Origin of the sequence: Raineyella sp. W15-4, from assembly GCF_033170155.1 — a bacterium.
Taxonomy (GTDB): domain Bacteria; phylum Actinomycetota; class Actinomycetes; order Propionibacteriales; family Propionibacteriaceae; genus Raineyella.
Genome location: NZ_CP137079.1, coordinates 2,305,551 through 2,331,854, shown reverse-complemented (window position 1 = coordinate 2,331,854; position 26,304 = coordinate 2,305,551). Strand labels below are relative to the sequence as shown.

At 69.5% G+C, this 26,304-nt stretch carries 24 protein-coding genes and 1 pseudogene; 17 read left to right on the top strand and 8 right to left on the bottom strand.

The genetic code is table 11. The annotated features are described in order from the left end of the window. Positions 1 to 19: 19 nt before the first annotated feature. Complete coding sequence (locus tag R0145_RS10875) at positions 20 to 1,363, bottom strand: aspartate aminotransferase family protein (protein WP_317836860.1); 1,344 nt, start codon at positions 1,361 to 1,363, stop codon at positions 20 to 22. A gap of 530 nt (positions 1,364 to 1,893) precedes the next feature. On the opposite strand from R0145_RS10875, the gene R0145_RS10870 reads away from it, so the two are divergent. From R0145_RS10870 to R0145_RS10850, 5 genes are read left to right on the top strand one after another with little or no spacing between them, the layout of a single operon-like run. Continuing rightward, positions 1,894 to 2,160: a hypothetical protein gene (locus R0145_RS10870; RefSeq protein ID WP_317836859.1), complete on the top strand. Its 267-nt coding sequence runs from the start codon at positions 1,894 to 1,896 to the stop codon at positions 2,158 to 2,160. Between the two features lie 5 nt (positions 2,161 to 2,165). Continuing rightward, a complete protein-coding gene (locus R0145_RS10865) occupies positions 2,166 to 3,737 on the top strand; it encodes a sodium:solute symporter family protein (RefSeq protein ID WP_317836858.1) in 1,572 nt (523 codons plus the stop codon). Then, positions 3,737 to 5,131 carry an amidase family protein gene (locus tag R0145_RS10860; RefSeq protein WP_317836857.1) on the top strand — a complete coding sequence of 465 codons (1,395 nt, stop codon included), beginning with the start codon at positions 3,737 to 3,739 and terminating at the stop codon, positions 5,129 to 5,131. Before R0145_RS10865 ends, R0145_RS10860 begins: the two co-directional genes overlap by 1 nt. A 1-nt stretch (position 5,132) precedes the next feature. Next, positions 5,133 to 6,026 carry a phosphotransferase family protein gene (locus tag R0145_RS10855; protein WP_317836856.1) on the top strand — a complete coding sequence of 298 codons (894 nt, stop codon included), beginning with the start codon at positions 5,133 to 5,135 and terminating at the stop codon, positions 6,024 to 6,026. A gap of 41 nt (positions 6,027 to 6,067) precedes the next feature. Then, entirely contained in the window at positions 6,068 to 7,048 is a 981-nt protein-coding gene (locus tag R0145_RS10850; RefSeq protein WP_317836855.1) for a choline/ethanolamine kinase family protein, read from the top strand. Positions 7,049 to 7,098: 50 nt separating this feature from the next. On the opposite strand, the gene R0145_RS10845 is transcribed toward R0145_RS10850, so the two are convergent. After that, the gene (locus R0145_RS10845) at positions 7,099 to 7,824 is read right to left on the bottom strand and encodes an L-ribulose-5-phosphate 4-epimerase (protein ID WP_317836854.1); all 726 of its coding nucleotides are present in this window, start codon (positions 7,822 to 7,824) and stop codon (positions 7,099 to 7,101) included. 204 nt (positions 7,825 to 8,028) lie between these two features. Between R0145_RS10845 and R0145_RS10840 the strand changes: the two genes are divergently transcribed. Continuing rightward, positions 8,029 to 9,633, top strand: coding sequence for a xylulokinase (locus R0145_RS10840; RefSeq protein WP_317836853.1), 1,605 nt, complete (start codon positions 8,029 to 8,031; stop codon positions 9,631 to 9,633). Between the two features lie 57 nt (positions 9,634 to 9,690). Here R0145_RS10840 and R0145_RS10835 read toward each other — a convergent pair whose 3' ends face one another. Together R0145_RS10835 and araA are read right to left on the bottom strand one after the other, a co-directional pair. Next, complete coding sequence (locus R0145_RS10835) at positions 9,691 to 10,722, bottom strand: LacI family DNA-binding transcriptional regulator (RefSeq protein WP_317836852.1); 1,032 nt, start codon at positions 10,720 to 10,722, stop codon at positions 9,691 to 9,693. 114 nt (positions 10,723 to 10,836) lie between these two features. Further along, complete coding sequence (araA, locus tag R0145_RS10830; RefSeq protein WP_317836851.1) at positions 10,837 to 12,369, bottom strand: L-arabinose isomerase; 1,533 nt, start codon at positions 12,367 to 12,369, stop codon at positions 10,837 to 10,839. Between the two features lie 553 nt (positions 12,370 to 12,922). On the opposite strand from araA, the gene R0145_RS10825 reads away from it, so the two are divergent. The 5 genes and pseudogenes from R0145_RS10825 to R0145_RS10805 all read left to right on the top strand — a co-directional run bounded on the left by R0145_RS10825 (position 12,923) and on the right by R0145_RS10805 (position 17,668). Continuing rightward, the gene (locus R0145_RS10825; protein ID WP_317836850.1) at positions 12,923 to 13,897 is read left to right on the top strand and encodes an ABC transporter substrate-binding protein; all 975 of its coding nucleotides are present in this window, start codon (positions 12,923 to 12,925) and stop codon (positions 13,895 to 13,897) included. Positions 13,898 to 13,980: 83 nt separating this feature from the next. Continuing rightward, the gene (locus R0145_RS10820) at positions 13,981 to 15,537 is read left to right on the top strand and encodes a sugar ABC transporter ATP-binding protein (protein ID WP_317836849.1); all 1,557 of its coding nucleotides are present in this window, start codon (positions 13,981 to 13,983) and stop codon (positions 15,535 to 15,537) included. Then, positions 15,527 to 15,988, top strand: a pseudogene (locus R0145_RS18445) (ABC transporter permease subunit); the annotation flags it as partial. The gene R0145_RS10820 and the pseudogene R0145_RS18445, both read left to right, overlap by 11 nt. A 118-nt stretch (positions 15,989 to 16,106) precedes the next feature. Next, a complete protein-coding gene (locus tag R0145_RS10810) occupies positions 16,107 to 16,625 on the top strand; it encodes an ABC transporter permease subunit (protein ID WP_317836846.1) in 519 nt (172 codons plus the stop codon). Then, on the top strand, positions 16,625 to 17,668 hold the full coding sequence (locus tag R0145_RS10805) for an ABC transporter permease subunit (protein WP_317836844.1): 1,044 nt from the start codon (positions 16,625 to 16,627) through the stop codon (positions 17,666 to 17,668). The genes R0145_RS10810 and R0145_RS10805 overlap by 1 nt, the downstream gene beginning before the upstream one ends. A 67-nt stretch (positions 17,669 to 17,735) precedes the next feature. Here R0145_RS10805 and R0145_RS10800 read toward each other — a convergent pair whose 3' ends face one another. Then, positions 17,736 to 18,884 carry a PQQ-dependent sugar dehydrogenase gene (locus R0145_RS10800; protein ID WP_317836842.1) on the bottom strand — a complete coding sequence of 383 codons (1,149 nt, stop codon included), beginning with the start codon at positions 18,882 to 18,884 and terminating at the stop codon, positions 17,736 to 17,738. A 432-nt stretch (positions 18,885 to 19,316) separates the two neighbouring features. Here R0145_RS10800 and R0145_RS10795 point away from each other — a divergent pair, with 432 nt between their 5' ends. Both R0145_RS10795 and R0145_RS10790 read left to right on the top strand, forming a co-directional pair. Continuing rightward, positions 19,317 to 19,607, top strand: coding sequence for a type II toxin-antitoxin system prevent-host-death family antitoxin (locus tag R0145_RS10795; RefSeq protein ID WP_317836840.1), 291 nt, complete (start codon positions 19,317 to 19,319; stop codon positions 19,605 to 19,607). 5 nt (positions 19,608 to 19,612) lie between these two features. Then, positions 19,613 to 20,074 (top strand): PIN domain-containing protein, encoded by a 462-nt coding sequence (locus tag R0145_RS10790; protein WP_317840220.1) that lies wholly within the window; start codon positions 19,613 to 19,615, stop codon positions 20,072 to 20,074. Between the two features lie 55 nt (positions 20,075 to 20,129). Here the strand turns inward: R0145_RS10790 and pdxT are convergent, their stop codons facing one another. Both pdxT and pdxS read right to left on the bottom strand, forming a co-directional pair. After that, positions 20,130 to 20,723, bottom strand: a complete 594-nt coding sequence (gene pdxT / locus R0145_RS10785) for a pyridoxal 5'-phosphate synthase glutaminase subunit PdxT (protein ID WP_317836838.1) — start codon at positions 20,721 to 20,723, stop codon at positions 20,130 to 20,132. Further along, positions 20,720 to 21,622 (bottom strand): pyridoxal 5'-phosphate synthase lyase subunit PdxS, encoded by a 903-nt coding sequence (pdxS, locus tag R0145_RS10780; RefSeq protein WP_317836836.1) that lies wholly within the window; start codon positions 21,620 to 21,622, stop codon positions 20,720 to 20,722. The genes pdxT and pdxS overlap by 4 nt, the downstream gene beginning before the upstream one ends. Positions 21,623 to 21,770: 148 nt before the next feature. Here pdxS and R0145_RS10775 point away from each other — a divergent pair, with 148 nt between their 5' ends. The 4 genes from R0145_RS10775 to R0145_RS10760 all read left to right on the top strand — a co-directional run bounded on the left by R0145_RS10775 (position 21,771) and on the right by R0145_RS10760 (position 25,621). Next, the gene (locus tag R0145_RS10775; protein ID WP_317836835.1) at positions 21,771 to 23,324 is read left to right on the top strand and encodes a PLP-dependent aminotransferase family protein; all 1,554 of its coding nucleotides are present in this window, start codon (positions 21,771 to 21,773) and stop codon (positions 23,322 to 23,324) included. Continuing rightward, the gene (locus tag R0145_RS10770) at positions 23,321 to 23,995 is read left to right on the top strand and encodes a hypothetical protein (protein ID WP_317836833.1); all 675 of its coding nucleotides are present in this window, start codon (positions 23,321 to 23,323) and stop codon (positions 23,993 to 23,995) included. The genes R0145_RS10775 and R0145_RS10770 overlap by 4 nt, the downstream gene beginning before the upstream one ends. 153 nt (positions 23,996 to 24,148) lie before the next feature. After that, positions 24,149 to 24,865 (top strand): L,D-transpeptidase, encoded by a 717-nt coding sequence (locus R0145_RS10765; RefSeq protein ID WP_317836832.1) that lies wholly within the window; start codon positions 24,149 to 24,151, stop codon positions 24,863 to 24,865. 63 nt (positions 24,866 to 24,928) lie between these two features. Further along, positions 24,929 to 25,621 carry a DedA family protein gene (locus R0145_RS10760; RefSeq protein WP_317836831.1) on the top strand — a complete coding sequence of 231 codons (693 nt, stop codon included), beginning with the start codon at positions 24,929 to 24,931 and terminating at the stop codon, positions 25,619 to 25,621. Between the two features lie 21 nt (positions 25,622 to 25,642). Here the strand turns inward: R0145_RS10760 and R0145_RS10755 are convergent, their stop codons facing one another. Further along, a complete protein-coding gene (locus tag R0145_RS10755) occupies positions 25,643 to 26,218 on the bottom strand; it encodes a hypothetical protein (protein WP_317836830.1) in 576 nt (191 codons plus the stop codon). Positions 26,219 to 26,304: the final 86 nt, after the last annotated feature.

The following is a 26,304-nucleotide window of genomic DNA, read 5'->3' as shown; positions in this document are numbered from 1 at the left end:
CGGCGGGCCGGGGAGATGATCAGTGTCCCAGAGCGCGCAGGGACTCATCCAGGGCATCAGCGACCCACACGACGTCCTCCGCGTTGAAGGGTAGTGGGGGCCGGAGCTTGAGCACGTTGCCATAGGGCCCTGCGACCGAGGTCAGGACGAACCGTTCTCGCAATTCCTCGACCAGATCGAGCGCCAGGGTCTTGTCCGGGAGGCGGGACTCGGCGTCCCGGACAAGTTCGAAGCCGATGAAGAGTCCAGCCCCTCTGACGTCACCGACCACGGTGGGGTGTTCCCGGGCGACCTGGCGGAGGGCGGTGAGGAAGCGCGTGCCGATCTCCTGGGCGTGCCGTTGGAGGTCCTCCTCCTCGATCACGTCGAGCACCGCCTGGGCTGCGGCCATTGACACCGGGTTGCCCCCGAAGGTGTTGAAGTACGGCACCTCGTCGCTGAACGCCTGCAGCACTTCGCGCCGGCCGAACAGCCCCGAGACGGGTATCCCGTTGCCCATCGGCTTGCCCGTGGTGATCAGGTCGGGAACGAGGCCGTGTCGCTGGAATCCCCAGAAGGAGTCCCCGGTCCGGGCGAAGCCCGGTTGGACCTCGTCGGCGATGAAGATCCCGCCGTTCGCATGGACGAGGTCGATGGCCTCTCGCAGCACACCTGGCTCGTTGGGCAGGACTCCGTCGGAGGAGAAGATCGAATCGGCCAGGAACCCCGCGAAGCCGACTCCGGCTCGGCGCAGATCGTCGATCTGCGCCTGCAGGTCCAGGGCGAACCGGTGTCCGAGCTCTTCGGCCCCGTGGCGATAGGGATCCGGCGCCGCCACGGTTCTGGCCTCCCGGGAGAGCCGTTGGCCGCTGCCGAGGGCGGGGGAGAGTCCGGAGGTGAGCTCGCTCGTGCCGTGGTACGCCTCGCTGGTGACGATGATGCCGCGACCGCCGGTGTACAGCTGAGCGACGCGAACGGCGAGATCGTTGGCTTCTGACCCGGTGCACATGTACATCGCCCGATCGACCTGGGACGGCATGGTAGCCATGATCCGCTCGGAGTAGTCGAGGATCGTCTCGTGCATGTACCGCGTGTGGGTGTTCAGCGAGCCCATCTGCTTGGCCACCGCCTCGATGACGCGTGGGTGGCCGTGTCCGATGCTCGCGACATTGTTGTAGACGTCCAGATACCGGTGGCCCTCGGCGTCCCACAGGTACTGCCCGCGTCCCCGGACGAGATGGACGGGCCTGCGGTAGAACAGGCGGTATGCACCACCGAGGAGGCGCTGGCGACGCTCGATGAGCACACGTTCCGCGGTCGGAACGGACGAGAAGTCCTCGTTCCGAAAACTGTTCGTGTCCATGATGGTGGATCTGGTGGCCACAAGTCCTCCAAGCCTTTTCGACCGGCGGATCCCCGTTCGCCAAATTTCCGGTGGGTGGGTGGAATCGGCTCCGTTGGATTGGCCGCCCCCGACGTCGGTGAAGACTGAGTCGTCAGCCTGCAGTCATTGGGGTGGCCGGGGTGTCGGGAGATAACTGCCGGTGTGGTGAGTGTTTCCCGCCGGATCGTGGGTCCAGTTGATTCGGGCGGAATGGGTGATGTCACCAGTATTGTTCCCATCTTCGGTCGTGAGGGGCTGTGGGGTGTCGTTGAGGTAACGTCCCGACCGTTTTCTGTTAACGGTGTGTTACCTTCCTGCGGGTCTGGGCAGGATTCGGTCAAGGGCTTGTCTTCGGCGCCTCAGTTCGTCTAGAGTCAGCCCCATCGCTGATCGTGGGTCCAACTCCTTCGGGTTAATCACGCAAGGAGTCACGATGTATGCAACCCCCCTGTGTCCGCTCGGGCGTCTCCGCCCTGATGTGGATGGACGGCGACGTCAGCAGCCTTCCTCCCCTGAAGGGAGGATCTGACATGAGGGAATTCGCCCGTTCTTTGACGCCGCGGTCGATCATGACTGGATCCATCGTCCTGTACGCCGTCGTTCTCGTCATGGTGCTGTTCCCACCGGCGTACATGTCGGTGAGTGGAATGCGTAACCCGGTGATTCTTGGCCTGCCGTTCGTCGTCTTCTACTACATCTTCAATGCCGCACTCCTGGGTGTCGGCCTGACTGTTCTTTATCGAATCGAAGATCTCCGTGGCGAGCTTGATGAGCGCCGCATCCAGGAAGGGGAGTGAGTCCCATGGTTGTTTCTCTCGGAATGCTCACCGTTTTCTATCTCATTGTTATCGGGATTCTTTACACCACTCGACGCAAGGCGGCGACGAAATCTTTCTCCGAATATGCTGTCGGTGGCCGCGCGTACGGACCGTGGTTTGTCGCGATGTCGTACGTTAATTCCTGGTGGCCGGGCTCGACCTTCATCGCCTTCTTCGGCATGGCGGCCGGTGCCGGAATCTTCGGGTTCTACGGTCTCGCCTATTCCACGCTCGGCGTCGGCCTGATGTACTTCTTGGCCACCCGGGCGTGGCGCTGGGGTGCCGCGTACGACCTGCAGTCCCAGCCCGACCTGCTCGGGAAGCGGTTCGACTCCCATGCGGTGCGGGTGATCTCCAGCGTCGTCGGCGTGATCGCGGTCTTCCCGTGGGTCGTCCTCGGAATGCAGGCACTCGGCGAGCTGTTCCACGTCGCCAGTGGTGGCACCTGGTCGATCGCCGTCAGCCTCGTCGTGGGCATCGCCGTGATCGTCATCCGGCAGATCTGGACGGTCAACATGGGCATGCGTGGCCTGATCATGACCGACATGTTCCAGGGCGTTGTGGCCTACGGTCTCTCCACCCTGATCGGCGTCATCATGCTGACCGGCATGGGCAACAGCCCCATCTCGCTGTCGAAGTTGGCCACTATTCCAGAGCAGTTCCTCAGGATCCCCGGTGACGGTGGCAGCTACGGTCCGCTCTACTGGTTCGCCCTGATCTTCACCGGCGTCATCGGCGCCCTCTGCTGGCCGATGAGCTTCCAGCGCATCTACACCGCCAGCAGTGTGCGTGCGGTCAAGGCGTCCACCACCCGGACGATGCTGATCAGCGGCGTCTTCTACACCGTGCTGATGCTCGTCGGCATGGCCGCAGTGACCGTCCCGGAGGTCGCCGCGGATCCGCAAGGTGGTTGGTTCACCCTGCTCGACCAGTTCGGCGGCACCTGGCTGACCGGGCTCGCCGTGGTCACCGTCTTCGCCGCTGCGATGGGCCACATCGACGGCTCGGTCCAGGTCTCCGGTCTGCAGATCGCCAACGACATCGTCCAGCGCCCCGGCAAGCCTCTGTCGGACCGCCAGCTGACCTACATCGCCAAGGGCAGCATGGCCGGCTTCATGCTGCTGGCCACCGTGGTGGCCTTCACCACGTTCAACATGACCCGGCTCCAGCTGCTCGCCCAGATCTCCTACCAGTTGGTCGTGCAGATCTCGGTTCCGCTGTTCCTGGGGATCTTCTGGCGCGGCGGCAACAAGTACGGCGCGGCCGCCGGAATGGTCTTCGGGTCGCTCGTCGCCTCGATCATGACCTTCTTCTTCCCGGACGATATCCCGGCCCTCGGCAGTCTCACCGGTGGCATCGTGGGCCTGGCGGTCAACCTGGTGGTGTATCTCGTGGTGTACGCGGTGATGGGTCAGGGCGAGGAGGAACGCGAGCGGGTCGCCCAGTTCTTCGAGGTGGCGCAGCATCCCACCCGTCGCCTCGGTGCCGCGGTGGCCGAGCCGGTGCTCGTGGCCAGTGGAGCGGACGAACTCCGCGACGAGGACTCGGAGCTGTGATGTCACTCCCCGTGGCCGAGCAGATGAGTGCTCGCTCGCTGACCCAGCAGTTCGCCACCGGGGCGCTGACCCCCCGCGAGGTCACCGAGCAGCAGCTGGAGCGGATCGCCGAGGTCGACCCCACCCTCCACGGGATGGCCTTCGTGGCCGAGGAATCTGCCCTGAGGGCCGCCGACGCCGCCACCGGGAGGTGGCGGCTCGGCCGGCCGCTGGGGCCGCTCGACGGCGTCCCGGTGACCATCAAGGACAGCATCCGCTCGGACGGGATGCCGTGGCGGCACGGCACACTGCCCAACGCTGACCTGCCCCACGATCGTGTGGATGCGCCCCCGGCGAGGGCTCTGAAGGAGGCCGGTGCCATCATCCTGGGCAAGACCGCCATGCCGGACCTGGGCATGATGGCCGCCGGCGTCAGCTCTCTCTACGGCGTCGTACGCAATCCCTGGAAGCTCGCGTGCAACACCAGCGGTTCCAGCGCCGGCGCGGGTGCCTGCCTCGCCGCCGGGGTCGGGGTGGCGGGGATCGGTACCGACATCGCCGGGTCCGTACGTCTCCCGGCCGCCAGCAACGGCCTGGTCGGGCTGAAACCGACCCAGGGACTGGTCCCGCACCTGGCCCCCAGCACCATGCGGTCCGCCGGCCCGATGGCGCGGACGGTGGATGATGCCTGGGACCTCCTCGACGTCATCACCAGAGCCGACCCACGCGACAACTGGAGCCTGCCGGCGTTGCCGGACAACCATCGCGAAATCGGTCCCGGGGGTGTCACGGGTCTGCGGGTCGGGGTGCTGAAAGACCTCGGCTACGGCTTCCCGGTCGCGGGGCAGGTGATCGAGGCCGTCGAGCGGGCGGCCGGGGTGCTCCGCGCCGCCGGTTCCCTGGTCGAGGAGATGGGGCCGCTCTTCGACCACGACCCGTATGATCCGCTGGACCGGGTCTTCCAGGTCCGCGCCGCCGCCGAGATCGCCGACCACGGCGCTGCCGGCCGGCTGGTTCACCCCGCAGTGCGCGAGTGGGCCCGGCCGGCGGCGAACCGCACGGCGGTCGACTACTCCCGTGACCTGGCCGCCGTCGGGACGGAGCAGCAGAGGGTGACCCTCGCGACTGCGGCCTACGACGTCGTGCTGTCTCCCGTCCTGCCGGTGGTGTCGTTCCCGGCCGAGTCGGTCGGCCTGGACGAGGATCGGCCGCTCTACCACTGCGGCTTCACCGCGTGGTTCAACCAGACGGGTCAGCCGGCCGTCACGCTGTGCTACGGACTCCACGAGGGGCATCCGATCGGGATTCAGATCGTCGGGCAGCGCTTCGCGGACTACCGGATCCTGCGGTTGGCCCGTTGGCTGGAGCAGCACCGGCCGTTCGACCTGTCCTTTCCCACCGATCCCCAGGAGTGACATGTCTCTCATCGATGCGTTCCCGACCGTGTCCGTCGAGGAGATCTCCGCGCTCGCCAGCCCCACCTGGTGGGGCGCGGACTCCATTCGGCGGCGCGGGCAACTGTCGAACGGCGGCTCCGTCCTGGTCCGACAGATGCACCCGGATGCCAGGGCCTATGCCAGGCCGGCGGTCGTGGTGGCGGCAGCCACGGCGGCGTCCGACGCCGGTCTGGGCCCCCGGGTCCTGGCCTCCGACGCCGCCACCGGGGAGCTGGTGATGGCGGACGTCTCCGACACGATGAGGACGGCGACGATCGACGACTTCCTGGACCGCGCCGCACTGGAGCGTCTGGCCGACCTCCTGGGCAGGATCCGGGACGAGATCACGGTGACCGCTCCCGCCTGTTCCGTCTTCGACGACATCCGCGAGCTCCGGCGACTGATCGGCTCAGGCGCGCCGGCTCTGCCGGGCGACATCGAGTGGATGGCCGCGCGGGTCGACGACCTGGCGACGTGGGTGGACGGCCGGCCGCAGGCGCGGCGGTTCTGCCACAACGTCGGCGACGTCTCCAACATCCTGCTCTCCGAGGACAGGATGCTGGTGGTCGACTGGGACCTCGCCCGTTGGGTGGACCCGCTGCAGGACATCGGGGTGGTGCTCGATGAACTGGCATATCTGCCTCTCGACCCGGAGGACCTCTTCACCACCCTCAACCGGGGATGGGACCCGATGGCGTACGCCACCGCCCGGGCCTTCGGGACCGCCGAACACCTGCGCCAGGGGCTGATCGGCGTGTACCGCGACCTTCGGGAACCGGGAACCATCGAGTACAGCAAGTTCGCCGATTGGCACTTCCTGCACCTGCGGGAGGCGCTGCTTGACCGCCGCCACGACGGCTACTTCGTGGCATGACCGAGCGGCAGGACGCTCGAACAGACCTACCAGGAGGGATGATGACGGATCTAGCACACGTCGAGGCGGCAGCACCCCGGGCGACCGGGCGGAAGGTCGGTGAGGCCCGGACCCCGGGGGAACGGCGAGTCGAGCAGGCGATCGCCGCCATCGAGGAGTGGCGGTTGGCAGCAGTGTCCTACCACCCGGTCAGCGGCGGCATCTCCAACAGCAACTGGCGGGTCGACGTGGAGGGGGATCCGGTCCCGTACTTCCTCAAGATCCCCGGCGAGGGGAGCGAGGAGTACATCGACCGGGTGAACTCCCACGAGGCGACGCGCCGGGCGGGTGCGATGGGCATCGGGCCTCGGGTGGTGCACATCGATGCTGTGACCGGCGTAGAGGTGATCGAGTTCCTCGAGGGATACCGGGCCTGCACCAACGCGGATCTCAAGAACCTCGACATCGCCCGGCTGATCATCGGGCGGCACAAGGAGTTCCAGACCAGTGGGCTGCTGCCCCATACGAAGACGGTCTTCGACACCATCGACGGCTACATTCGGCAGGTCGAGCGTCTCGGCGTCCGGCTGCCGTTCTTCGCCGGGCGTGTGCTGGCCGAATACACCGAAGCCCGTGATGCGTTCACGGCGTCGGGCCTCGACATCGTGCCGTGCCACAACGATCCGATGCCGGGCAACTTCCTGGTGGCTGAGGGACGACCGCTGCGGATGATCGATTTCGAGTTCGCGGCGAACAACGAGCGGGCATACGAGCTCGCGGTGATGACGACCGAGTTCTTCTACGACGAGCCCGCGCTGCTGGAGTGCGTCGAGGAGCTGTATGGCCGGGCCTGCTGGCAGACCGTCTCGCGGGTCCGGGTCGCCGGCGCGCTGGCGGACGTCAACTGGGGTCTGTGGGCTTGCCTCAAGCGCCAGTACGACACCTCGTCGTTCGACTACTACAAGTACGGTGCATGGAAGCTCGATCGGGCCCGGGCGGCGATGAACGATGCCCGGTGGGGCCACTGGGTGCGTTCCCTGTGACGCCGTGTCCGGCCGGCTTGTCGGACGACGGCGATCAGGGCCGGAGGTGACTACTGCCCATAGACGTTCTGGTACCGGTCGAACAACCGGTCGACGTCGGCCGGGTCCATCGGCACCGGAGTGCCCAGCTGTCGGGTGAGGTGGACCGTACGGGCCACGTCCTCCAGCATCACCGCCGCCTTGACCGCCTCGCGGGCGTCCGCGCCGACGGTGAACGGGCCGTGGTTGGCCATCAGCACGGCCCGGGAACGACTCGCCCGCAGGGTTTCCACGATGCCGCGGCCGATCGAGTCGTCGCCGATCAGCGCGAACGGGCCCACCGGGATCTCCCCGCCGAACTCGTCGGCGATCATCGTCAGCACACAGGGGATCGGCTCGCGCCGGGCCGACCAGGCGGTCGCGTAGTCGGAATGGGTGTGCACCACCCCGCCGACCTCCGGCAGGTGCCGGTAGACGTACGCATGTGCGGCGGTGTCGGAGGAGGGCTTGCGGTCCCCTTCGACCAGCTGGCCGTCGAGGTCGCACACCACCATCGCCTCGGGGGTGAGCTCGTCGTACGACACGCCGGACGGTTTGATCACCATCAGGTCGGCACCGGGGACCCGGGCCGAGACGTTGCCGGCGGTCCACACCACCAGCCCGTTGCGGGGGAGCTCGGCGTGGAGGCCGGCGACCTCCTGCTTGAGCCGGTCGACAACGGCCCGCAGCCCGTCGGGCACCCCGGCGATCGGGCCGGTCCGGCCGGCGTCTGCGGCTGCCGCGGTGGTCTGCGACATGGCTACCTCCCTTGCCGGGCTCCGGTGCCCGGTCTCGCGTGTTTGTCGGTCCGGGCTACTGTCACCCGGCAATGTGAACGGTAACATTCATTCTGGAGGAGATCCAGTGCACCCCTGTGCAGAACCGGTGTGCGGACGTGACATGCTCGGTATCACCGGTGGACGACGAGCCGCCGGCACCAGGAACGACCAGGAGGATCAACGATGATCGACCCCATCACGGACCGGGCCCGGGAGGCCATCGCCGCAGGGACGGCAGTGCTCGGCATGGAGCTGGGCTCGACGCGCATCAAGGCAGTGCTGATCGGCCCCGACCACGAGCCGATCGGGGTGGGGAGCCATGCCTGGGAGAACCAGTTCGTCGACCGCCGCTGGACGTACGCGCTGGACGCGGTCTGGGAGGGCGTGCAGGCCTGCTATGCGGACCTTGCCGCCGACGTACGGCGCCGCTTCGGCCTCGAGCTCACCGGGCTCGGGGCGCTGGGCGTCTCTGCGATGATGCACGGCTACCTCGCCTTCGACGCGGAGGGTGAGCTGCTCGTCCCGTTCCGCACCTGGCGCAACACCTCCACCGGGCGGGCCGCCGACGAGTTGACCAGGCTCTTCGACTTCCACGTCCCGCAGCGCTGGAGCATCGCCCACCTGCGCCAGGCGATGCTCGACGGGGAGGAGCACGTCTCCCGGGTCGCCCAGATCACCACCCTGGCCGGCTACGTCCACTGGCGGCTGACCGGCCGGCGGGTGATCGGCGTCGGCGACGCCAGCGGCATGTTCCCGATCGATTCCGCGACCGGGAGCTACGTCGCCGGGATGATCGACCGGTTCGACGAGGTGGCGTCCGCCGAGGGGATGCCGTGGCGGGCCGGTGACCTGCTGCCGACCGTGTTGTCGGCCGGCCAGGACGCCGGCACGCTGACCCCCGAGGGGGCACTGCTGCTCGATCCGACCGGCACCCTGCGGCCCGGTGTCCCGCTGTGCCCACCGGAGGGCGACGCGGGCACCGGCATGGTGGCCACCGGCTCGGTCGCCCCACTCACCGGCAACGTCAGCGCCGGCACCAGCATCTTCGCCATGGTGGTGCTCGACCACGAGCTCGACCGGATGCACCCGGAGCTCGACATGGTCACCACCCCGTCGGGCGACCCGGTCGCCATGGTGCACTGCAACAACGGCGCCAGCGAGGTCGACGCGTGGGCCGGGGTCTTCGGCGAGTTCGCCACGGCACTCGGCGCCCCGGCCGAGCCGTCCCGGGTGTTCGAGACCCTGTTCCGGGCGGCACTCACCGCCGACGCCGACGGCGGCGGGCTGCTGACCTACAACTTCCTCTCCGGGGAACACAACGTCGGCCTGGCGGAGGGCCGCCCGATGGTCGTCCGTACCCCCGACAGCACCCTCAACCTGGCGAACTTCATGCGCGCCCAGCTCTTCGGCATGCTCGGCACCCTGCGGCTCGGCATGGACGTCCTGACCGGCGAGGGGGTACGCATCACCTCGATGTACGGCCACGGTGGCTTCTTCCGGACCGAGGGCGTGGGTCAGCGGATCCTCGCCGCGGCACTCGACGCGCCGGTGACGGTCGGGTCGAGTGCCGGTGAGGGCGGAGCCTGGGGGATCGCCGTGCTGGCCGCGTTCCTGCGCGACCGGGCCGCCGACGAGTCACTGCCCGACTACCTGCGGACGAAGGTCTTCGCCGGGACGCAGCTGGCGGCGATGGATCCCGACCCGGCCGATGTCGCCGGATTCGCCACGTTCATGGAGCGGTTCGAGCGCGGGCTGGCGGTCGAGCGGGCGGCCGTCGAGCGCCTCTGAGCCCTGCCCCGGGCCGCGCCGCACGGTGCTGCTCCAGGCCGTTCAGGCCTGGGCCGGCTACAGCGCCCGGGTCGACTCCCGGATCACCAGGGAGGGGTCGATCCGCCGGGGCAGCGCCGGCACCTCCTCGCCGAGGATGGCCAGCAGCACCGCGACCCCGGCCACGCCCAGGGACTCGAAGTCCTGGTGGATCGTGGTCAGCGGCGGCCGGAAGTGCGGGCTCTCCGGGATGTCGTCGAAGCCCACCACGCTGATGTCCTCCGGGATCCGCAGCCCGCGGTCGGACAGGGCGTGGATCAGGCCCAGCGCCATCTGGTCGTTGCCGGCGAACACCGCCGTCAGACCCGGCACCTGCAGCAGCTGCTCGGCGGCGGCATAGCCGGCATCGGGACTCCAGTCGCCGTGGGCGGCCGGCGGGACCGGCAGGCCGGCCTGTTCCAGCACGTAGCGCCACTCGGCCTGGCGGGCCTGCGCATCGAGCCAGTCCGCCGGACCGCTCAGATGACCGATCACCCGGTGTCCCTGGTCGAGCAGGTGCTGCACCGCGAGCCGGGCACCAGCGGCCTGGTCGATGCCGACCCGGGGGAGTCCGAGGTGGCGGGCCGGGTCACCGGCGCGCCCCGGCAGCGAGCCGAGCAGCACGCACGACTCGGGCAGATCGAGCTCGCCCAGCGCCTCCAGGGACTCCGTCCGCGGCACGATCACCACCAGCCCCTCGACGTCCTGCCCGACGAGGAACTCCACCCCCTCCCGGAACGACTCGCTGGAGCCCGGTGTCACGGTGTAGGTGGTGGACGAATAGCCGGCGTTCCGGGCGGCCACCTCGCTGCCACGCAGCATGCTCAGCGGCCCGTAGTGGCTGGAGGACTCGATGATCATCCCGATCCGCCGGGACCGGCCGTGGGCGAGGGCCCGGGCGACCGCGCTGGGCCGGTAGCCCAGCTCGGCGATCGCCGCCTGTACCCTGGCCCGGGTCTCCGGCCGGATCCGGGGGCTGTCGTTGATCACCCGCGACACCGTCTGGTGCGAGACGCCCGCCAACCGGGCCACGTCACGCATGCTCGCGGCTCTGCCACCCTCAGCTGGCATCGTACGGTCCTTTCTCGACGCCCCCAGGTCTCTACTCCAGGTCCGACGCGGCGGACGACGCGGTTTCCCGGACCGACGTTGCGGCGCTCCCGGACCCGCCTGGGCCCTGTCACTTTACGCGATCCCGGTCGGTGCGGGGCCGCCCCGCAGCGTCGTTTCCAGCTCGAGGGCCCGTTCGAAGGCCGGCAGGGTGGTGTGCTCGTCGATCAGGGCGATCTCGACCCCCGCCATCCGGCCGAAGTCGACGAAGACCTCCGGGGTCAGCGCGGTGCTCAGCACGGTGTGGTGCGCCGCGCCCGCCACCAGCCAGGCCTGGGCCGAGGTGACGAAGGCCGGCTGGGGCCGCCACAGTGCCCGGCCGACGGGCAGCCGGGGCAGGTCGGCCGGCGGCTCGACCAGGTCGACGGCGTTGGCGATCAGCCGGAAGCGGTCCCGGATGTCGGTCATCGCGACGACGACCCCCGGGCCCGGGTCGGCGGTGAACACCAGTCGGCAGGGGTCCTCCTTGCCGCCGATGCCCAGCGGGTGGATCTCCAGGCTGGGCCGGGCGGTGGTCAGGTTCGAGGAGACCTCGAGCATGTGGGCGCCGAGGATCACCTCCTGGCCCGGCGTCAGGTCGTAGGTGTAGTCCTCCATCAGCGAGGCGCCACCGGGCAGCCCGGCCCCCATCACCGCGGCGAGCCGGACCAGGATCGCCGTCTTCCAGTCCCCCTCGGCGCCGAAGCCGTACCCGTCGGCCATCAGCCGCTGCACCCCGATGCCGGGCAGCTGGCGCAGCGTGCCGAGGTCCTCGAAGCTGTCGGTGAAGGCGTGGAAGCCGCCCTCCTCGAGGAAGTCCCGCAGGCCGAGCTCCTGCTCGGCGGCGACCCGCAAGGACTCACGGCACGCGCCGCCGGCGCGCAGCTCGGGGACAACGTCGTACGACGCGTCGTACTCGGCGACCAGCTCGTCGACCCGCTCCGCGGTCACCGCATCGACGCTGGCGGCGAGCTCGTTGACCGGCCAGGTGTTGACCGCGACGCCGAAGACGGTCTCCGCCTCGGTCTTGTCCCCTTCGGTGACGGCAACGTAGCGCATGTTGTCGCCGAACCGGGCCACCTTCATGCCTTTCAGGGCGGCCAGGCCGGCGGCGGCCCGGGCCCAGGCGCCGATCTCGGTGGCGACCCGCGGGTCGGAGGCGTGCCCGATCACGGACTTCCGCCGGATGCCGAGCCGCGACAGGATGTAGCCGAACTCCCGGTCGCCGTGGGCGGACTGGTTGAGGTTCATGAAGTCGAAGTCGAGATCGGCGTACGGCAGCTCGATGTTGGCCTGGGTGTGCAGGTGCAGCAGCGGCTTCTGCAGCGTACGCAGCCCGCGGATCCACATCTTCGCCGGCGAGAAGGTGTGCATCCAGGTGATCACCCCGATCACCTCGGGGTCGTCGTTGGCCTCGCGGATGGTGGTGACGATGCCCTCGGTGTCGGTGAGGACCGGCTTGTGGATCACCTCGACCGGGATCTGCGGGGCCTCGTCGAGCAGCCGGACGATGGTCCGGGACTGTTCGTCGACGCGCCGCAAGACGTCCTCCCCGTAGAGTTCCTGGCTGCCGATCAGGAACCAGACCTTCAGGGTGGACAGATCAGGGGTGATGCTGCGTCCGGGCATGGGCTTTCCTTCGTCGAGATGGACCGGCACGCCGCCGACGCGGCCCGTACTCCCCGGGTGGTGTCGTGCGGCGACAGAGGCCGCGAGGGTGTCGACGAGGAAGCTGATGCAGTCGCGCTGTCAGGGATGCGCACGGGGGCGCCCTGACAGCTGCTGAACTCCCTTGTCCGTCATCCTGTGCGCCTGCGTCGAGCGAGATGTTACCGGTAACATTTCGATCCGGTCAAGGTCCGGGTTTCGCGTCTCGACGGGGTCGATTCCTCGGGGGGTCGATGAGGGTGGTCGGGACGCCGTGATCAGACGGGCTGGGCGTCAGTGGTCGAGCTCTTGTCAAGACCCTCGGCCGTACCGCCACCTCCGGAACGGTGTCGACGGCGTGATGAAAATGTGATGAAGCTGTGCGAAGGAGTTCGTTGACAGAGCTGATGTTACCGGTCACATTGGTGTCGGGCGAGTTGCTACGGACGTCCGGCTGCCAGTGACGGCAGTGCGGCCGAGCGGCGTTGACTCGGCCGGTGGAAGGTCGCAGAAGGACTCAAGGAGGAGTTACCACATGCCCATCTCTCGACGCTCAATCCTCGGAGCCGCGCTGGCGGCGATCCCCGTCGTGGGGCTTGCCGCGTGCAGCTCGAACTCCGGCGGTTCCGGCTCGTCCGGCTCGGGGGGAAGCGGCCCGATCACGGTCGGCTTCTCCCAGGTCGGTGCCGAAAGTGGTTGGCGGACCGCGAACACCGAATCGATCAAGGCCAGCCTGACCGAGGCGAACGGTTTCAAGCTCACCTTCGTCGACGCCCAGCAGAAGCAGGAGAACCAGATCAAGGCGCTGCGTGACTTCATCGCCCAGGGCATGGATGTCATCGCCTTCTCGCCGGTGATCCAGACCGGCTGGGACCAGGTGCTGCAGGAGATCAAGGACGCCAAGATCCCGCTGGTGCTGACCGACCGTGCGGTCACCTCGTCGCTGAGCGACCCGTACCAGGGCTTCATCGGCTCGGACTTCAAGAAGGAGGGGACGGCCGCCGGGGACTGGGTCAAGAAGAACGCTCCCGACGCGAAGATCTTCGAACTGCAGGGCACCATGGGGTCCGCCCCACAGGTCGACCGGCAGAGCGGTTTCGAGGCGGTCGTCGGCTCACAGGTCATCGGCCGGGCGTCCGGCAACTTCACCCGCGCCGAGGGCAAGACTGCCATGGAAGCGGCGCTGCAGAGCTACCCCGACATGACCCTCCTCTTCGCCCACAACGACGACATGGGCCTCGGTGCCCTGGAGGCGATCACCGCCGCGGGCAAGACGCCCGGCACCGATATCAAGATCGTCACCGTCGATGCGGTGAAGGACGGGCTGAAGGCCCTGTACGACAAGAAGTTCAACTACGTGGTCGAGTGCAACCCGGTCTTCGGCGACCAGCTGGCCGACCTGATCAAGAAGGTGCACGCCGGCCAGTCCAGTACGACGCAGACCATCGTCACCGAGACCACCTTCGACCAGTCGATCACCCAGGCGACCATCGACGCCCGCAAGTACTGACCGGTCCTGTCGAGTGGGGGGCGGTCGGCCCGTCGAACGCCTCCCACTGTCGTGACGACCGTGAGAGAGGAACGGCTGGTCCGATGATTGAAGCAGTACCGAAGGATGCACCACCGCTGGTGGCGATGCATGACATCACCGTCACCTTTCCCGGGGTGAAGGCTCTCTCGGGAGTGGATTTCAGACTCTTCCCGGGAGAGGTGCACGCCCTGATGGGGGAGAACGGTGCGGGGAAGTCCACCCTGATCAAGGCGCTCACCGGTGTCCACCACCTCACCCGTGGATCGATCACCCTGGACGGGAAGCCCATCCAGTTCAGGAGCACCGCGGAAGCGCAGGCGGCGGGCATCGCCACCGTCTACCAGGAGGTGAATCTGTGCGCGAACCTGAGCATCGCCGAGAACGTGATGCTCGGGCACGAGGTCCACAGGGGGCCTTTCGTCCACTGGCGGGCGACGCAGGCCCGCGCCGCGGAGTACCTCCAGCGGCTGCATCTGGCCGTGGACCCCAGGGCCCAGCTCGGATCGCTGACGATCGCCTCGCAGCAACTCTGCGCCATCGCCCGGGCTCTCGTGCTCGATGCGAAGGTGCTGATCCTCGACGAGCCGACCTCCAGCCTCGACCAGCAGGAGGTCGCCGAACTCTTCGACGTGATCCGGGAGATCAGGGACAGCGGTGTGGCGATCCTCTTCGTCTCGCACTTCCTGAACCAGGTCTATGAGATCTCGGACCGGATGACCGTGCTGCGCAACGGTCAACTGGTGGGCGAGCGGATGACGGCCGATCTGCCCCGCCGCGAGCTCATCTCGATGATGCTCGGCCGGTCCGGGGAGGCGTTGGCGGCGATCGAGGGTGAGGCCCGGACACGTACGGAGGAGGACCGCGAGACCCCGCTGTTCCTCAGTGCGCGTGACGTCGGACGGCGCGGCTCGGTCCAGCCGTTCTCGCTCGACATCCGTCGCAGCGAGGTGCTCGGGCTCGCCGGCCTGCTCGGCTCCGGACGTACGGAGGTTGCGCGGCTGCTGTGCGGTGCTGACCGGGCGGACAGTGGCGAGGTCGACGTCGATGGCCAGAAGGTCACTCTCGCCGATCCGCTGACCGCGCTCAAGCACAAGATCGTCTACTCCACCGAGGACCGCAAGCGGGACGGCATCGTGGCGGACCTGAGCATCCGGGAGAACATCGCGCTCGCCCTGCAGGCACGCCGCGGGGTGCTCCGGCCGCTGTCCAGGACCGAGCTGGACGCCATCGTCGAGAAGTTCATGGTGGCCCTGGACGTCCATCCCAACAACCCGGACATGCTGATCCGGAACCTGTCGGGCGGCAACCAGCAGAAGGTGCTGCTCGCCCGGTGGCTGGCGACCGACCCGACGCTGCTGATCCTGGACGAGCCCACCCGCGGCATCGACATCGGGACGAAGGCGGAGATCCAGCGGCTCGTCACCCAGCTCGCCGACGATGGCCGGTGTGTCGTCTTCATCTCCTCCGAGCTGGAGGAGGTCATGCGGGTCGCCAACCGGGTCGCGGTGATGTGTGACCGCGCGAAGATCGGAGAACTGGAGAACGGTCCGTCGGTGGGTGTGGATGCCGTCCTGGAGGAGATCGGCCGCGCGAGCGAGGTGAAGACCGATGCCGCATGACGCCCAGTCGCAGTCACGCGAGGTGGTGGACCGACAGAACATCCTGGTCAGGGCCACGTCGCACCACATGTTCTGGCCCATCGTGGCGCTCGTCGTCCTCCTTGTGCTGTGCCACGTGATGAGCCCCGGCTTCCTCGCCGTCACGTTCACCGACGGGCACTTCTTCGGGCAGCTCGTCGACATCCTGCGGACGGCCGCGACCCCGGCCCTGCTGGGTCTGGGGATGGCTCTGGTCATCGCCACCGGCGGCGTCGACCTGTCGGTCGGCGCGGTGATGGCGATATCCCTGTCGCTCTCGCTCACCTTCCTCAGAGGGTCGTCGAGCCCGGACAGCGTCGGGACCGTCGCCGTGGCGGTGCTGCTGGGCCTGGTGGTGGCGCTCGTGATCGGTGCCTTCAGCGGGTTCCTGGTGGTCGGGCTCAAGATCCAGCCCTTCATCGCCACGATGATCCTGATGGTGGCCGGCCGCGGCATCGCCATGCTCATCACCAAGGCACAGATCACCACGGTGACCAGTCCGCCGTTCAAATGGCTCGGGTCCGGTTTCGTGCTGGGGATCCCCACCCCCCGTGATCATCGCGCTCGTCGTCTTCGTCGCGCTGACCGTCCTGACCAGGTGGACCGCGTTCGGCATGCTGCTCGAGTCGGTGGGTATCAACGCGGAGGCCAGCCGGCTCGCCGGTGTGCCTTCCCGGACACTCGTCTGGTCCACCTACATCATCTGCGGGATCCTCGCTGGGCTGGCCGGGATCGTCTACGGTGCGCCGACCATGGCGGCGGATGCGAACAACATCGGCCTGATGAAGGAGATGGACGCCATCATGTGCGTCGTCCTGGGCGGGACCCGGATGAGCGGTGGCAAGTTCTACCTCAGCGGCACCCTCGTCGGTGCCGTGATCCTCACCACCATCGAGCGGGCCGTGATCGTGTTCCACCTGCCCTCGCAGACCGCCCCGCTGTTCAAGGCGATCGTCGTGATCGCTGTGGTCGTCGCCCAGTCCTCGCGGTTCCGCGACTGGGCGCAGGAACGGCGCATGCGTCGGCAGGCCGGCTCCGATTCGATTCCGGCAGAGAAAGTGATCGTGTGATGTCGCGCGTCGATACCGAACCACTTGCAGCCTCCTCGGCCGCCCGGCCACGTCGGCTGCCCCGGATCGATCGCCGGTTCCTCCCGGTCCTGGGCGCCAGTGTCGTACTGGTCCTGATGCTGCTGATCGGACAGCTCCGCTACTCGACGCCTCATCGTGGGTTCATTTCGTTGCGGCTGCTCTCCAATCTGGTGGCGGACAACTCGTACCTGCTGGTGCTCACGGTGGGGATGACGTTCGTGATCCTGACCGGCGGCATCGACCTGTCCGTCGGTGCCGTGGTCGCCCTGGTGGGGCTCGTGATCGCCGTGCTGCTCACCGCCGGTGTGCCGCTCCCGGTCGTGCTGCTGATCGCGCTGCTCGTCGGGGCGGTGTGCGGCACCCTGATCGGGATCATGGTCCACTACTTCGACGTCCAACCGTTCATCGCGTCGCTCGCCGTCATGTTCCTGGCCCGCGGGCTGTGCAACATCATCAGCGTGCAGTCGCTGTCGATCACCGACCCCGGGTTCGGGAGACTGGCCTCCTGGGGCATCAAGCTGGGCACGGGCTCTGACGTGTTCCGGATCAACGCGTCGTTGATCATCGCGGTGATCGTCATCGTCGCGGGTTTCCTGATCCTGCACTACACCCGGGTGGGACGTACGGTCTACGCCCTCGGCTCCGGGGACGACGGTCTGGCGGCCGGCCTGATGGGTCTCCCGGTCGGGTTCACCCGGGTCGGTGTCTACGTGCTCAGCGGCGTCTGCGCCGGGATCGCTGGCATCATGTTCGCGCTCTACACCAAGTCCGGCTTCAACCTCACCGGCATCGGCATGGAGCTGGACGCCATCGCGCCGGTCGCCATCGGCGGCACGCTGCTGATCGGCGGTTCCGGGTTCGTGCTCGGGTCGGTCGTGGGCGTGTTCGTCTACGGTCTGCTCCAGGTGATCATCGCCCGCGAAGGGCTCGACTCGTGGTGGACCAAGGTGCTCATCGGCGTGTTCCTGCTCATCTTCGTCCTCCTCCAGCGTGTGGTGAGCGCCCGGAGGAGCAAGGGCTAGCTGGTGCCGGTGACCGTCGGGCGTACGGGAGCGCCCCGGAACCCGTTCCGGGGCGGCCACCCGATGATCAGGCGCCGAGATCGACCGCCAGGATCCGGTCGTCATCGGGCCCGGGGGTGCCGCGGCCGTCGGTGTTGTCGGTGAGCAGCCACAGTCGACCGTCGGGGGCGACGGTGACGTCGCGGAGCCGGCCGTACCCGGAGCGGTAGTAGTCGGTCGAGGTGTCCGGAGCGGAGATGGGGATCCCGCGGAGGACCTGGCCGCGCAGGTTGGCGACGTACAGGGTCCCGCCCGCCCGGGTCAGGCCGCTGGGGCTGGCCTGGTCCGGGCGCCACTGCTGCACCGGGTCGCGGAAACCGCGGGCGGTCCCGCCCCGGCCCTCGACCGTCGGCCACCCGTAGTTGCCGCCGGGGACGATGATGTTGAGCTCGTCCCAGGTGTTCTGGCCGAACTCGGTGGCGAACATCGTCCCGTCGTCGGCCCAGACCAGCCCCTGCACGTTGCGGTGGCCGAGGCTGTAGACCGGCGAACCGGGGAACGGGTTGTCCGGCGGCACCGCACCGTCGGGGGTCAGCCGCAGGATCTTGCCGCCCAGCGAGGCCGGGTCCTGGGAGAGGCCGCTCTGCCCGGTGTCGCCGACCCCGGCATAGAGCATGCCGTCGGGTCCGAAGGCGATCCGGCCGCCGTTGTGGATGTCGCCGGAGGGCAGCCGGTCGAGGATGGTCTCGGACGCGCCGAGCGCGTACGATCCCGGCCCACCGGTCAGGGCGAGCCGTTGGATCCGGTTGCCGTGGGGACCGGTCGAGTAGGCGTAGAGGCGTCCCTCGGGATCGACGGTGAGGCCGAGCAGGCCACCCTCGCCGCCGTGGACCACATCGCGGAGGGTGCCGACCTCGCGGGCCGGGACGTCGGCGCGCAGCTCGAGGATCCGGCCGGTGTCCCGTTCGCTGACCAGCGCCGTCGGACCGAGGAACACGATCGACCAGGGCGACTGCAGCCCGGAGGCGATGGTCGCCGGGGTGCCGCGCGGCACCGACTGCGGTCCGGCTGTCACGGCTGACGAGGCGGTGCCGATCGGGCTCCCCGAGGGGCCGGGGGCGGCGCCGGGGGTGCAGCCGGTGAGCAGGCCGCAGAGCAGCCCGACGAGGGCGACTCCGGCGACAGTGGTGCGGAAGGCGGCCGTGGCGGCGGCCGACCGGGGTGATCGAACCGTCATGACTGAAGTATCGCCGGTGGCGGCCCTTCGCCGTGCCGGGTCAGGCTGCCGATTCCAGGGTCGCCGGATCGGCACCGGTCACGCCATGGCGTCGTACGTCCGGGTGTCCGGTGGGCTGCCGGCCGGACTGACGATGGAGCGCGCGGTCGACCAGGTCTGGACCCTCAACTCTCCCGAGGTCTACGACCGGCTGGTCCGGCGCTGCGGATGGACGGCCGACGCGTACGAGGTGTGGCGCGTACGAGGTGCGGTTGGCCCGACAGTTGGCGGCGGCACTCCCGGCGAACTGATGCCCGGTCATGGCATCCCTGCCCTTCGGATCCTCGCGTGCCGAGGGTGTGCCTGCCGACGTGCCGGTGATGTCCTCAGTCTGCCGTCGCCGGCTGCGGCAGCAGACTTTGTACACACTCGTACATAACGTACGATAGCCGTATGTCGATCAGCATCAGCGCGAGCGTCGCCCGCCAGACCCTTCCGACCCAGCTCGACCGGGTCGAGGCGGGCGAGGAAGTGGCCATCACCCGACACGGCCGTGTTGTCGCGGTGCTCGTCCGCCCCGACGTTCTCACCGCGCGCCGCGCACCCGAGGCATGGAATCGGGCGGACCGCATCGGTGCCCTGCTCGAGAGCGCCCGCAGTGCACCCCTACGCCCCCCGGCTATCAGTCCTGAGCGCGCGGAGGAACTCGTCGAGGCCGTCCGCGCCGACAGATCCGCGCGTTGAGCGGGGTGACGGCGTTCGACGCCGATGTGCTGATCTACGCCGCCGTGCATGGTCATCCCCTCGGCGCGCGGATCTTCGCACTCTTCGCCGGCACCGACGTGGAGACCGTCGGCATCGGTTCCGTGCTGCTGCTCGCAGAGGTGCTGACAAAGCCGATGTGCCACGATCCGGACTCCGACGAGACAGCGGCGCTGGTCAGTCTGCTCAGCAGACTCGACCTGCATCCACTCGACGAGACGGCGGCGCGCCTCGCTCTCGCGCTGGCGGTCACCCATGGCCTGCGCGCCGCAGATGCCGCGCATCTTGCGACCGCGGTGGCCGCGGGTGCGGACCGGTTCCTCACCAACAACCGCAGAGACTTCCCGCAGACGATCACCGAGATCGCCATCGTGTACCCGGACGACCTGCCGGCCGCCGCGTCCGCGCCGGCGCAGGCGAGCGGTGAGACGCAGCCACCGATGCGCTGACACGGCAACCCGCCGCGAACGCCCCCGGTAAGGCACGGGAGTCACAGCGCGGTGACTACGCCGCCTCGACCATCTCCAGGAAATACCGATGCAGCCGGTCGTCCGCCGTCAGCTCCGGGTGGAACGACGTCGCCAGCAGCGGGCCCTGGCGGACGGCCACCACCGGCCCGTCGACGCCGGTCCGGGCCAGCACCTCGACGTCCGGGCCGATCTCGACCACCTGGGGCGCCCGGATGAACACCGCCGGGAAGTCCGGTCCCGCCAGCCCGGCGACCCGCAGGTCCGCGGTGAACGAGGCGAGCTGGCCGCCGAAGGCGTTGCGGCGCGCGGTGATGTCCAGTCCGCCGACCGTGGCGAAGCCGGTCAGCGCCTGCCCGTCCTTCACCCGCTCGGCGAGCAGGATCAGCCCGGCGCAGGTGCCGAAGACCGGCAGCCCCGCGGCCCGGCGTACGGCCAGTTCCTCGAAGAGCCCGACCTTCGCCGCGGCGCGGGCCATCGCGGTGCTCTCGCCGCCGGGCAGCACCACCCCGTCAACGCTCCGCAACTGCTCGGGAGTGCGGATCTCGCGGGCCTGCGCACCGAGGGCGGTGAGCATCGCGATGTGCTCGCTCACCGCCCCCTGCAGTGCGACGACACCGATCGTCGTCACCAGCCACGCTCCGCCAGCCGGTGCGGCGCCGGGACATCGGCGACGTTGATGCCGACCATCGCCTCACCGAGCCCGCGGGACGCATCGGCGATCACCTGGGGGTCGGAGAAGTGAGTGGTCGCCCGGACGATCGCCGCGGCCCGCTTGGCCGGGTTGCCGGACTTGAAGATGCCCGAGCCGACGAAGACGCCGTCGGCGCCGAGCTGCATCATCATCGCGGCGTCGGCCGGGGTGGCGATCCCGCCGGCGACGAACAGCACCACCGGCAGGTGCTTCTCGCGGGCGACCTGACGGACCAGCTCGTACGGTGCCTGCAGTTCCTTGGCCGCGACGTAGAGCTCGTCGTCGGACTTCGCGGCCAGCCCGCGGATCTCGCCCTTGATGGTGCGCAGGTGCTTCATCGCCTCGGACACGTCACCGGTGCCGGCCTCACCCTTCGACCGGATCATCGAAGCCCCCTCGGTGATCCGCCGCAGCGCCTCGCCGAGGTTGGTCGCGCCGCAGACGAACGGCACGTCGAACCGCGTCTTGTCGATGTGGTTGACGTAGTCGGCGGGGGAGAGCACCTCGGACTCGTCGATGTAGTCGACCTTGAGCGCCTGCAGCACTTGGGCCTCGACGAAGTGGCCGATCCGTGCCTTCGCCATCACCGGGATCGACACCGCCGCGATGATGCCCTCGATCAGGTCCGGGTCGCTCATCCGGGCCACGCCGCCCTGGGCGCGGATATCGGCGGGGACGCGCTCCAGTGCCATCACCGCGACGGCACCGGCCTCCTCGGCGATCTTCGCCTGCTCGGGAGTGACGACGTCCATGATGACGCCGCCCTTGAGCATCCGGGCAAGTCCGGTGTTGACCGTCACGCGGTCGGCGGTGGTGGGAGTGGCGGTTGCGGTCATAGGTCTGGGTCCTCGTGGTCGACTGATGCGCTGGTTGAGCGATGACGGTGCGGTGGATGCACCTCCGCCATCCTGACGTTCCCAACTGGCCCATGCCAGAGCCACTTCCGTGATAGATCAGTAGGCCAGTTGTGGCTAGGGTGGATCCATGAGGCGAGACGCAGCGGATTTCCCGGTGGTCCTGGACCGCGACGGGGGTGCCTCGCTGCCGGTGCAGCTCGCCGCAGCCGTACGCTCCGCGGTCGCTGCGGGGGTGCTGGCGCCGGGCACCGCCGTACCGTCCACCCGGGCCCTGGCCGCCCGGCTCGGGGTCGCCCGTGGCACGGTCGAGGCGGCGTACGAACAGCTCGGCGCGGAGGGCTACCTGGCCACTCGCCCGCGGGCCGGCACGGTGGTCGCGCCCGGGGTGGCCGCGACACCGATCGGCGCGGCGATGGGCACCCGCTCCGGCGCCGGCACCTCCTCCGGTGCGGTGACCGGTACCGCGGTCGGCTCCGGTACCGCGGTCGGCTCCGGTACCGCGGTCGGCTCCGGTACCGCGGTCGGCTCCGGCGGGGCGACCCGCTCCGGGCCGGTGATCGGCTCCGGCGTCGTGTCCGCTCCGGCCGCGGACCTCCTCGACCTCGGCCCGGGTCATGAAGCCACCTCACCCCTCGGCGACGCTGCCTGGCGGTCGGCGTGGCGGCGGGCCAGCTCACCGCCCAGCCGGCCGGGTCGGCCGGATCCCGCCGGAGTCGGCGAGCTGCGGCGCGCCATTGCCGAACACCTGCGGCTGATGCGGGGCATGGCGGTGGCTGCCGACCAGGTCGTCGTGACGGCAGGTGCCCGTGAGGGCCTCGGCCTGCTGCTCGCGGCGCTGTTCCCGGACCGGGACCGCCGGATCCGGGTGGCCGTGGAGGACCCCGGGTTCACCGGGCTGCGCCGGTTCCTGGCCCGCCAACCGGTGACGACCGTGCCCTTCGCCGCCGACCGGTTGACCGATGACACTGCCGGCTGCGACCTGGCGATCGTCACGCCGAACTACCAGTACCCCGACGGCCGCTCGATGGCCGCCGCGACCCGCGGCCGGGTGCTGTCCTGGGCGGTCCGCACCGGCACGCTGATCCTGGAGGACGACTACGACAGCGAATCGCGCTACCTCGGCCCGCCGCTGCCCACCCTCTTCGGGCTCGGTGGAGAGGCACCGGTGGTGCAACTCGGCACCTTCTCCTCGGTGCTGTCGCACGACATCGGCACCGGCTACCTGCTGCTGCCACCCGAACTGGTCGAGGTCGTGGTCGCCACCCGTGCCGATCTCGGCAGCCCGGTCGCCGCGGTGACCCAGCGGGCGGTCGCCAGCTACCTGGCGGACGGGGGGCTGCGACGCCGGATCCACCGCAACCGCCGCCGCCTCACCGAGGCCCGGGCCGTCGTCGCGGAACACCTGCCGTCGCTGCCCGGCGCGATCGACGGCGGCCGACTGCTCGTCCTGCCGATGGACAGGTCGGCCGCCGCGGCCGTCGCCGCGGCCTGCCGGGAGCGGGGCGTACGGGTCGGCGACCTCGCCCAGGGCTGGGCCGGCACCGCGCACCGGACCGGGATCATCGTCGACTACGGCGGGGTCGACGCCACCGACCTGGCCCGGGCCCTGGACCTGCTGGCCGGTCTCGTCGCCGGCGCGGGCGGGACGCTGTCGGTGCCCGACAGTAGGCTCGCGCCGTGAGCACCCGACGCCGCCCGCGATCCACCGCCGCCCCGATGATCGACCCGGTCGATCCCGGCGAGCTGGTGCCCGGGGAGGCCTCCGAGCTGGCCACGGGACGGGGCGACCTGACGGGGCGTGCGTACGCCGACCTCACCGTCGACGCGCTCGACCTCGGCGGCCGCGATCTGGACGGGTGCCGACTCGAGGGACTGACCGTCGGCCGCTGGGCGCTGACCGGCTCGGCGGTGGTGGAGGTGGTCGGCGACCGGCTCGACATCACCACCCTGGAGGCGCGGCGTCCCGACTGGCGCGACGTCGACCTGCGGCGCAGCCGGATCGGCTCGGCGGAACTGACCGACGGCCGGGTGCGTTCGGTGCGGTTCACCGGCTGCAAGCTCGGTTTCCTCAACCTGCGCGGCACCGAGCTCACCGACGTCGAGCTTGTCGACTGTGCGGTCGAGGACCTCGACCTGGTCCGGGCCGGTGTCACCCGGGTGGCCTTCGGCGGCACCCGGATCGGCCGGCTGGACCTCAGCGGCTCCACCCTGCGTGACCTCGATCTGCGCGGGGCCGAGCTCGGCGGGTTGGTCGGCTGGGAGGACCTGCGGGGGATCACCGTGTCCACCGCGCAGCTCCACCAGCTGGCGCCGCTGCTGGCCGAACGCCTCGGGATCAGGGTCGATGTCTGAGCCGCTCCGGCGCCGCGCCGGGGCCGGTCGTTATCGGACCCTGTGGGATCGCTGAAGAGCCCGACCGCGGCTCTTGCTTGGACCTGCATTCGGTGCTAGACGCCGATCCCCCTATGCTGGGCGGCGGACAGTCCGTCTCGGGTGGGGAGATTCATGAGGTACGTCCGTTCTGCTGGGCTCGCGGGGATCGCGGCCGTACTGACCCTGGCGGTCGCCGGCTGCGCGCCGAAGGTCACCGCCGCCGTCCCGGCACCGCTCGCGACCGAGGAACCGGTCGTCCGGACCGACGCCACCCCCACCCCCACCCCCAGCGCCACCCCGACCGCAGCCCGCACGGCCGCCGCGCTGCCCGCGGCCGCGTTCAGGGCCACCCCGAAGCCAACCCCCTCGGGGGAGGCGACCATGGACGCCGCCGCCAACGCTGCCGCGGCGGCGAAGAAGGCCGCGGCGGACAAGAAAGCAGCTGGCAACAGGGTCACGACCGCGGCCAACACCGATCCGCGCTGCGGCTACGGCACGGTGATGTGCGTGTCGAAGTCGGCCAAGAAGCTCTATTTCATGAAGGACGGCCGGATCGTCACCACCCTCGACGTCCGGTTCGGCAAGGAGGACGATCCGGAGCGCCGCACCCGGGAGGGCAACTTCCTGGTGTTCCGCAAGGAGGCCCAGTGGACCTCCAACCTCTACGGCTCCGACATGCCGTACGCAATGTTCTTCTCCGGCGGCCAGGCCGTGCACTTCTCCTCGGACTTCGCGGCCCGCGGCTACGCCGGCAACTCTCACGGCTGCGTCAACGTCCGCGACAAGGCGGCGCTGGCCGCCATCTTCGACCAGGTCGAGGTCGGCTCGACCCGCGTCGTCGTCTACTGACAGCCTTTCCCCCGGGCCGCCCGGCCCCCTTCATCGGACCGAGCACACGGAGGTCATCGCGTCATGGGCTGGATCACCACGATCGTCGACTGGGTCACCGGACTCATGCAGGCGATCGGCGGGCCGGGTGTCTTCCTGGCCATCCTGCTGGAGAACGTGTTCCCACCGATCCCCAGCGAGGTGATCCTGCCGTTGGCCGGTTTCACCGCCGCCGGCCCCGACGCGCCGTACGGCCCGGTGGAGGCGATCCTGTGGGCGACCGCCGGGTCGCTCACCGGGGCGTTCCTGCTGTACGGGCTCGGCGCGGTCATCGGGGCGGAGCGGCTGCGCTGGATCGCCGAGAAGATGCCGCTGGTCGACGCCCGTGACGTCGACGCGTCGATCGACTGGTTCACCCGCTACGGGACGGTCGCCGTGCTGATCGGTCGGCTCGTCCCGGGCGTACGCTCCCTGATCTCGATCCCGGCGGGCATCGACCGGATGCCGCTGGCGAAGTTCGCCGCGTTCACCGCACTCGGCAGTGTGATCTGGAACACAGCCCTCGTTGTCGCCGGCTACCTGCTCGGCGACAACTGGCATGCCGTGTCGGACTGGATGGACCGGTTCTCCATCGTTGTCTACGCCGTGCTGGTCCTGGCGCTGGTGGCGCTCACCGGCTGGCTGGTGCGTCGGGCCCTGCTCCGGCGGGGCGTACGCCGCCGCTCCGCCTCCGGCGCGGATGGCTCCGGCCGTGCCGGCACCGACGACGCCCACTGATCCGGCCGGCGCCGGACGGTGTCACCCGATCCGCAGTGCGGCAACGGCTTCGTTGCGGTCGTTGCGCAGCACCAGGGTGAGCGGTCCGGTCGGCGCGTCGAAGGCGATGCTGCCGCGCAGCGTCTCGCCGGCGGCGATCACCCCCGACGTCATCACCTGTCGACCCGGCTGATCGGGCTCGGGCAGGTAGCGATAGCCGGCGTCGTCGTACGCCAGCAGGATGTAGGACTGGTAGCCGCTGGTGGCGGTCAGGACGACGTCGAGCTCGGTCAGACCGCTGCGGCGCCGGTGACCGGTGACCGTCAGGCGTCCGGTCCCCTCCGAGGACTGGTAGTCGATCCACTGCCCGGACGTCGGCAGCCCGGTGGGAACGGGGGAGGAACCGAACGGGGCGGTGGACCGTACGGCCGGCCCGCTGGTCGGTCGGCCGACCGCCGGGCCGGTGCTGGGGTCGCTGCTGATCCCGGTGGCCGGGGCAGGGGAGGAGGCCCCGTCGAGCCGGTCGCCGATCGCGGCGGCGGCGATCACCAGTGCGATCAGCACGGCGCCGGTCAGGTAGGTACGGACGCGGGAGGTCGATCCGTCGCGAATGCCCACCGTTCAAGTTTAGGCGTCCACAGCTGCCCGCGGGCAGCCGGCGTTGTCCACAACGGGCCCGTCCTCGGCCACCGGCGGTGCCGGGC

Excerpts from the sequence above, each read along its gene's own strand:
- R0145_RS10870 (WP_317836859.1), top strand. The coding sequence starts at position 1,894 with ATGAGGGAATTCGCCCGTTCTTTGACGCCGCGGTCGATCATGACTGGA.
- R0145_RS10865 (WP_317836858.1), top strand. The coding sequence starts at position 2,166 with ATGGTTGTTTCTCTCGGAATGCTCACCGTTTTCTATCTCATTGTTATC.
- R0145_RS10860 (WP_317836857.1), top strand. The coding sequence starts at position 3,737 with ATGTCACTCCCCGTGGCCGAGCAGATGAGTGCTCGCTCGCTGACCCAG.
- R0145_RS10855 (WP_317836856.1), top strand. The coding sequence starts at position 5,133 with ATGTCTCTCATCGATGCGTTCCCGACCGTGTCCGTCGAGGAGATCTCC.
- R0145_RS10850 (WP_317836855.1), top strand. The coding sequence starts at position 6,068 with ATGACGGATCTAGCACACGTCGAGGCGGCAGCACCCCGGGCGACCGGG.
- R0145_RS10845 (WP_317836854.1), bottom strand. The coding sequence starts at position 7,824 with ATGTCGCAGACCACCGCGGCAGCCGCAGACGCCGGCCGGACCGGCCCG.
- R0145_RS10840 (WP_317836853.1), top strand. The coding sequence starts at position 8,029 with ATGATCGACCCCATCACGGACCGGGCCCGGGAGGCCATCGCCGCAGGG.
- R0145_RS10835 (WP_317836852.1), bottom strand. The coding sequence starts at position 10,722 with ATGCCAGCTGAGGGTGGCAGAGCCGCGAGCATGCGTGACGTGGCCCGG.
- araA (WP_317836851.1), bottom strand. The coding sequence starts at position 12,369 with ATGCCCGGACGCAGCATCACCCCTGATCTGTCCACCCTGAAGGTCTGG.
- R0145_RS10825 (WP_317836850.1), top strand. The coding sequence starts at position 12,923 with ATGCCCATCTCTCGACGCTCAATCCTCGGAGCCGCGCTGGCGGCGATC.
- R0145_RS10820 (WP_317836849.1), top strand. The coding sequence starts at position 13,981 with ATGATTGAAGCAGTACCGAAGGATGCACCACCGCTGGTGGCGATGCAT.
- R0145_RS10805 (WP_317836844.1), top strand. The coding sequence starts at position 16,625 with ATGTCGCGCGTCGATACCGAACCACTTGCAGCCTCCTCGGCCGCCCGG.
- R0145_RS10800 (WP_317836842.1), bottom strand. The coding sequence starts at position 18,884 with ATGACGGTTCGATCACCCCGGTCGGCCGCCGCCACGGCCGCCTTCCGC.
- R0145_RS10795 (WP_317836840.1), top strand. The coding sequence starts at position 19,317 with ATGTCGATCAGCATCAGCGCGAGCGTCGCCCGCCAGACCCTTCCGACC.
- pdxS (WP_317836836.1), bottom strand. The coding sequence starts at position 21,622 with ATGACCGCAACCGCCACTCCCACCACCGCCGACCGCGTGACGGTCAAC.
- R0145_RS10775 (WP_317836835.1), top strand. The coding sequence starts at position 21,771 with ATGAGGCGAGACGCAGCGGATTTCCCGGTGGTCCTGGACCGCGACGGG.
- R0145_RS10765 (WP_317836832.1), top strand. The coding sequence starts at position 24,149 with ATGAGGTACGTCCGTTCTGCTGGGCTCGCGGGGATCGCGGCCGTACTG.
- R0145_RS10760 (WP_317836831.1), top strand. The coding sequence starts at position 24,929 with ATGGGCTGGATCACCACGATCGTCGACTGGGTCACCGGACTCATGCAG.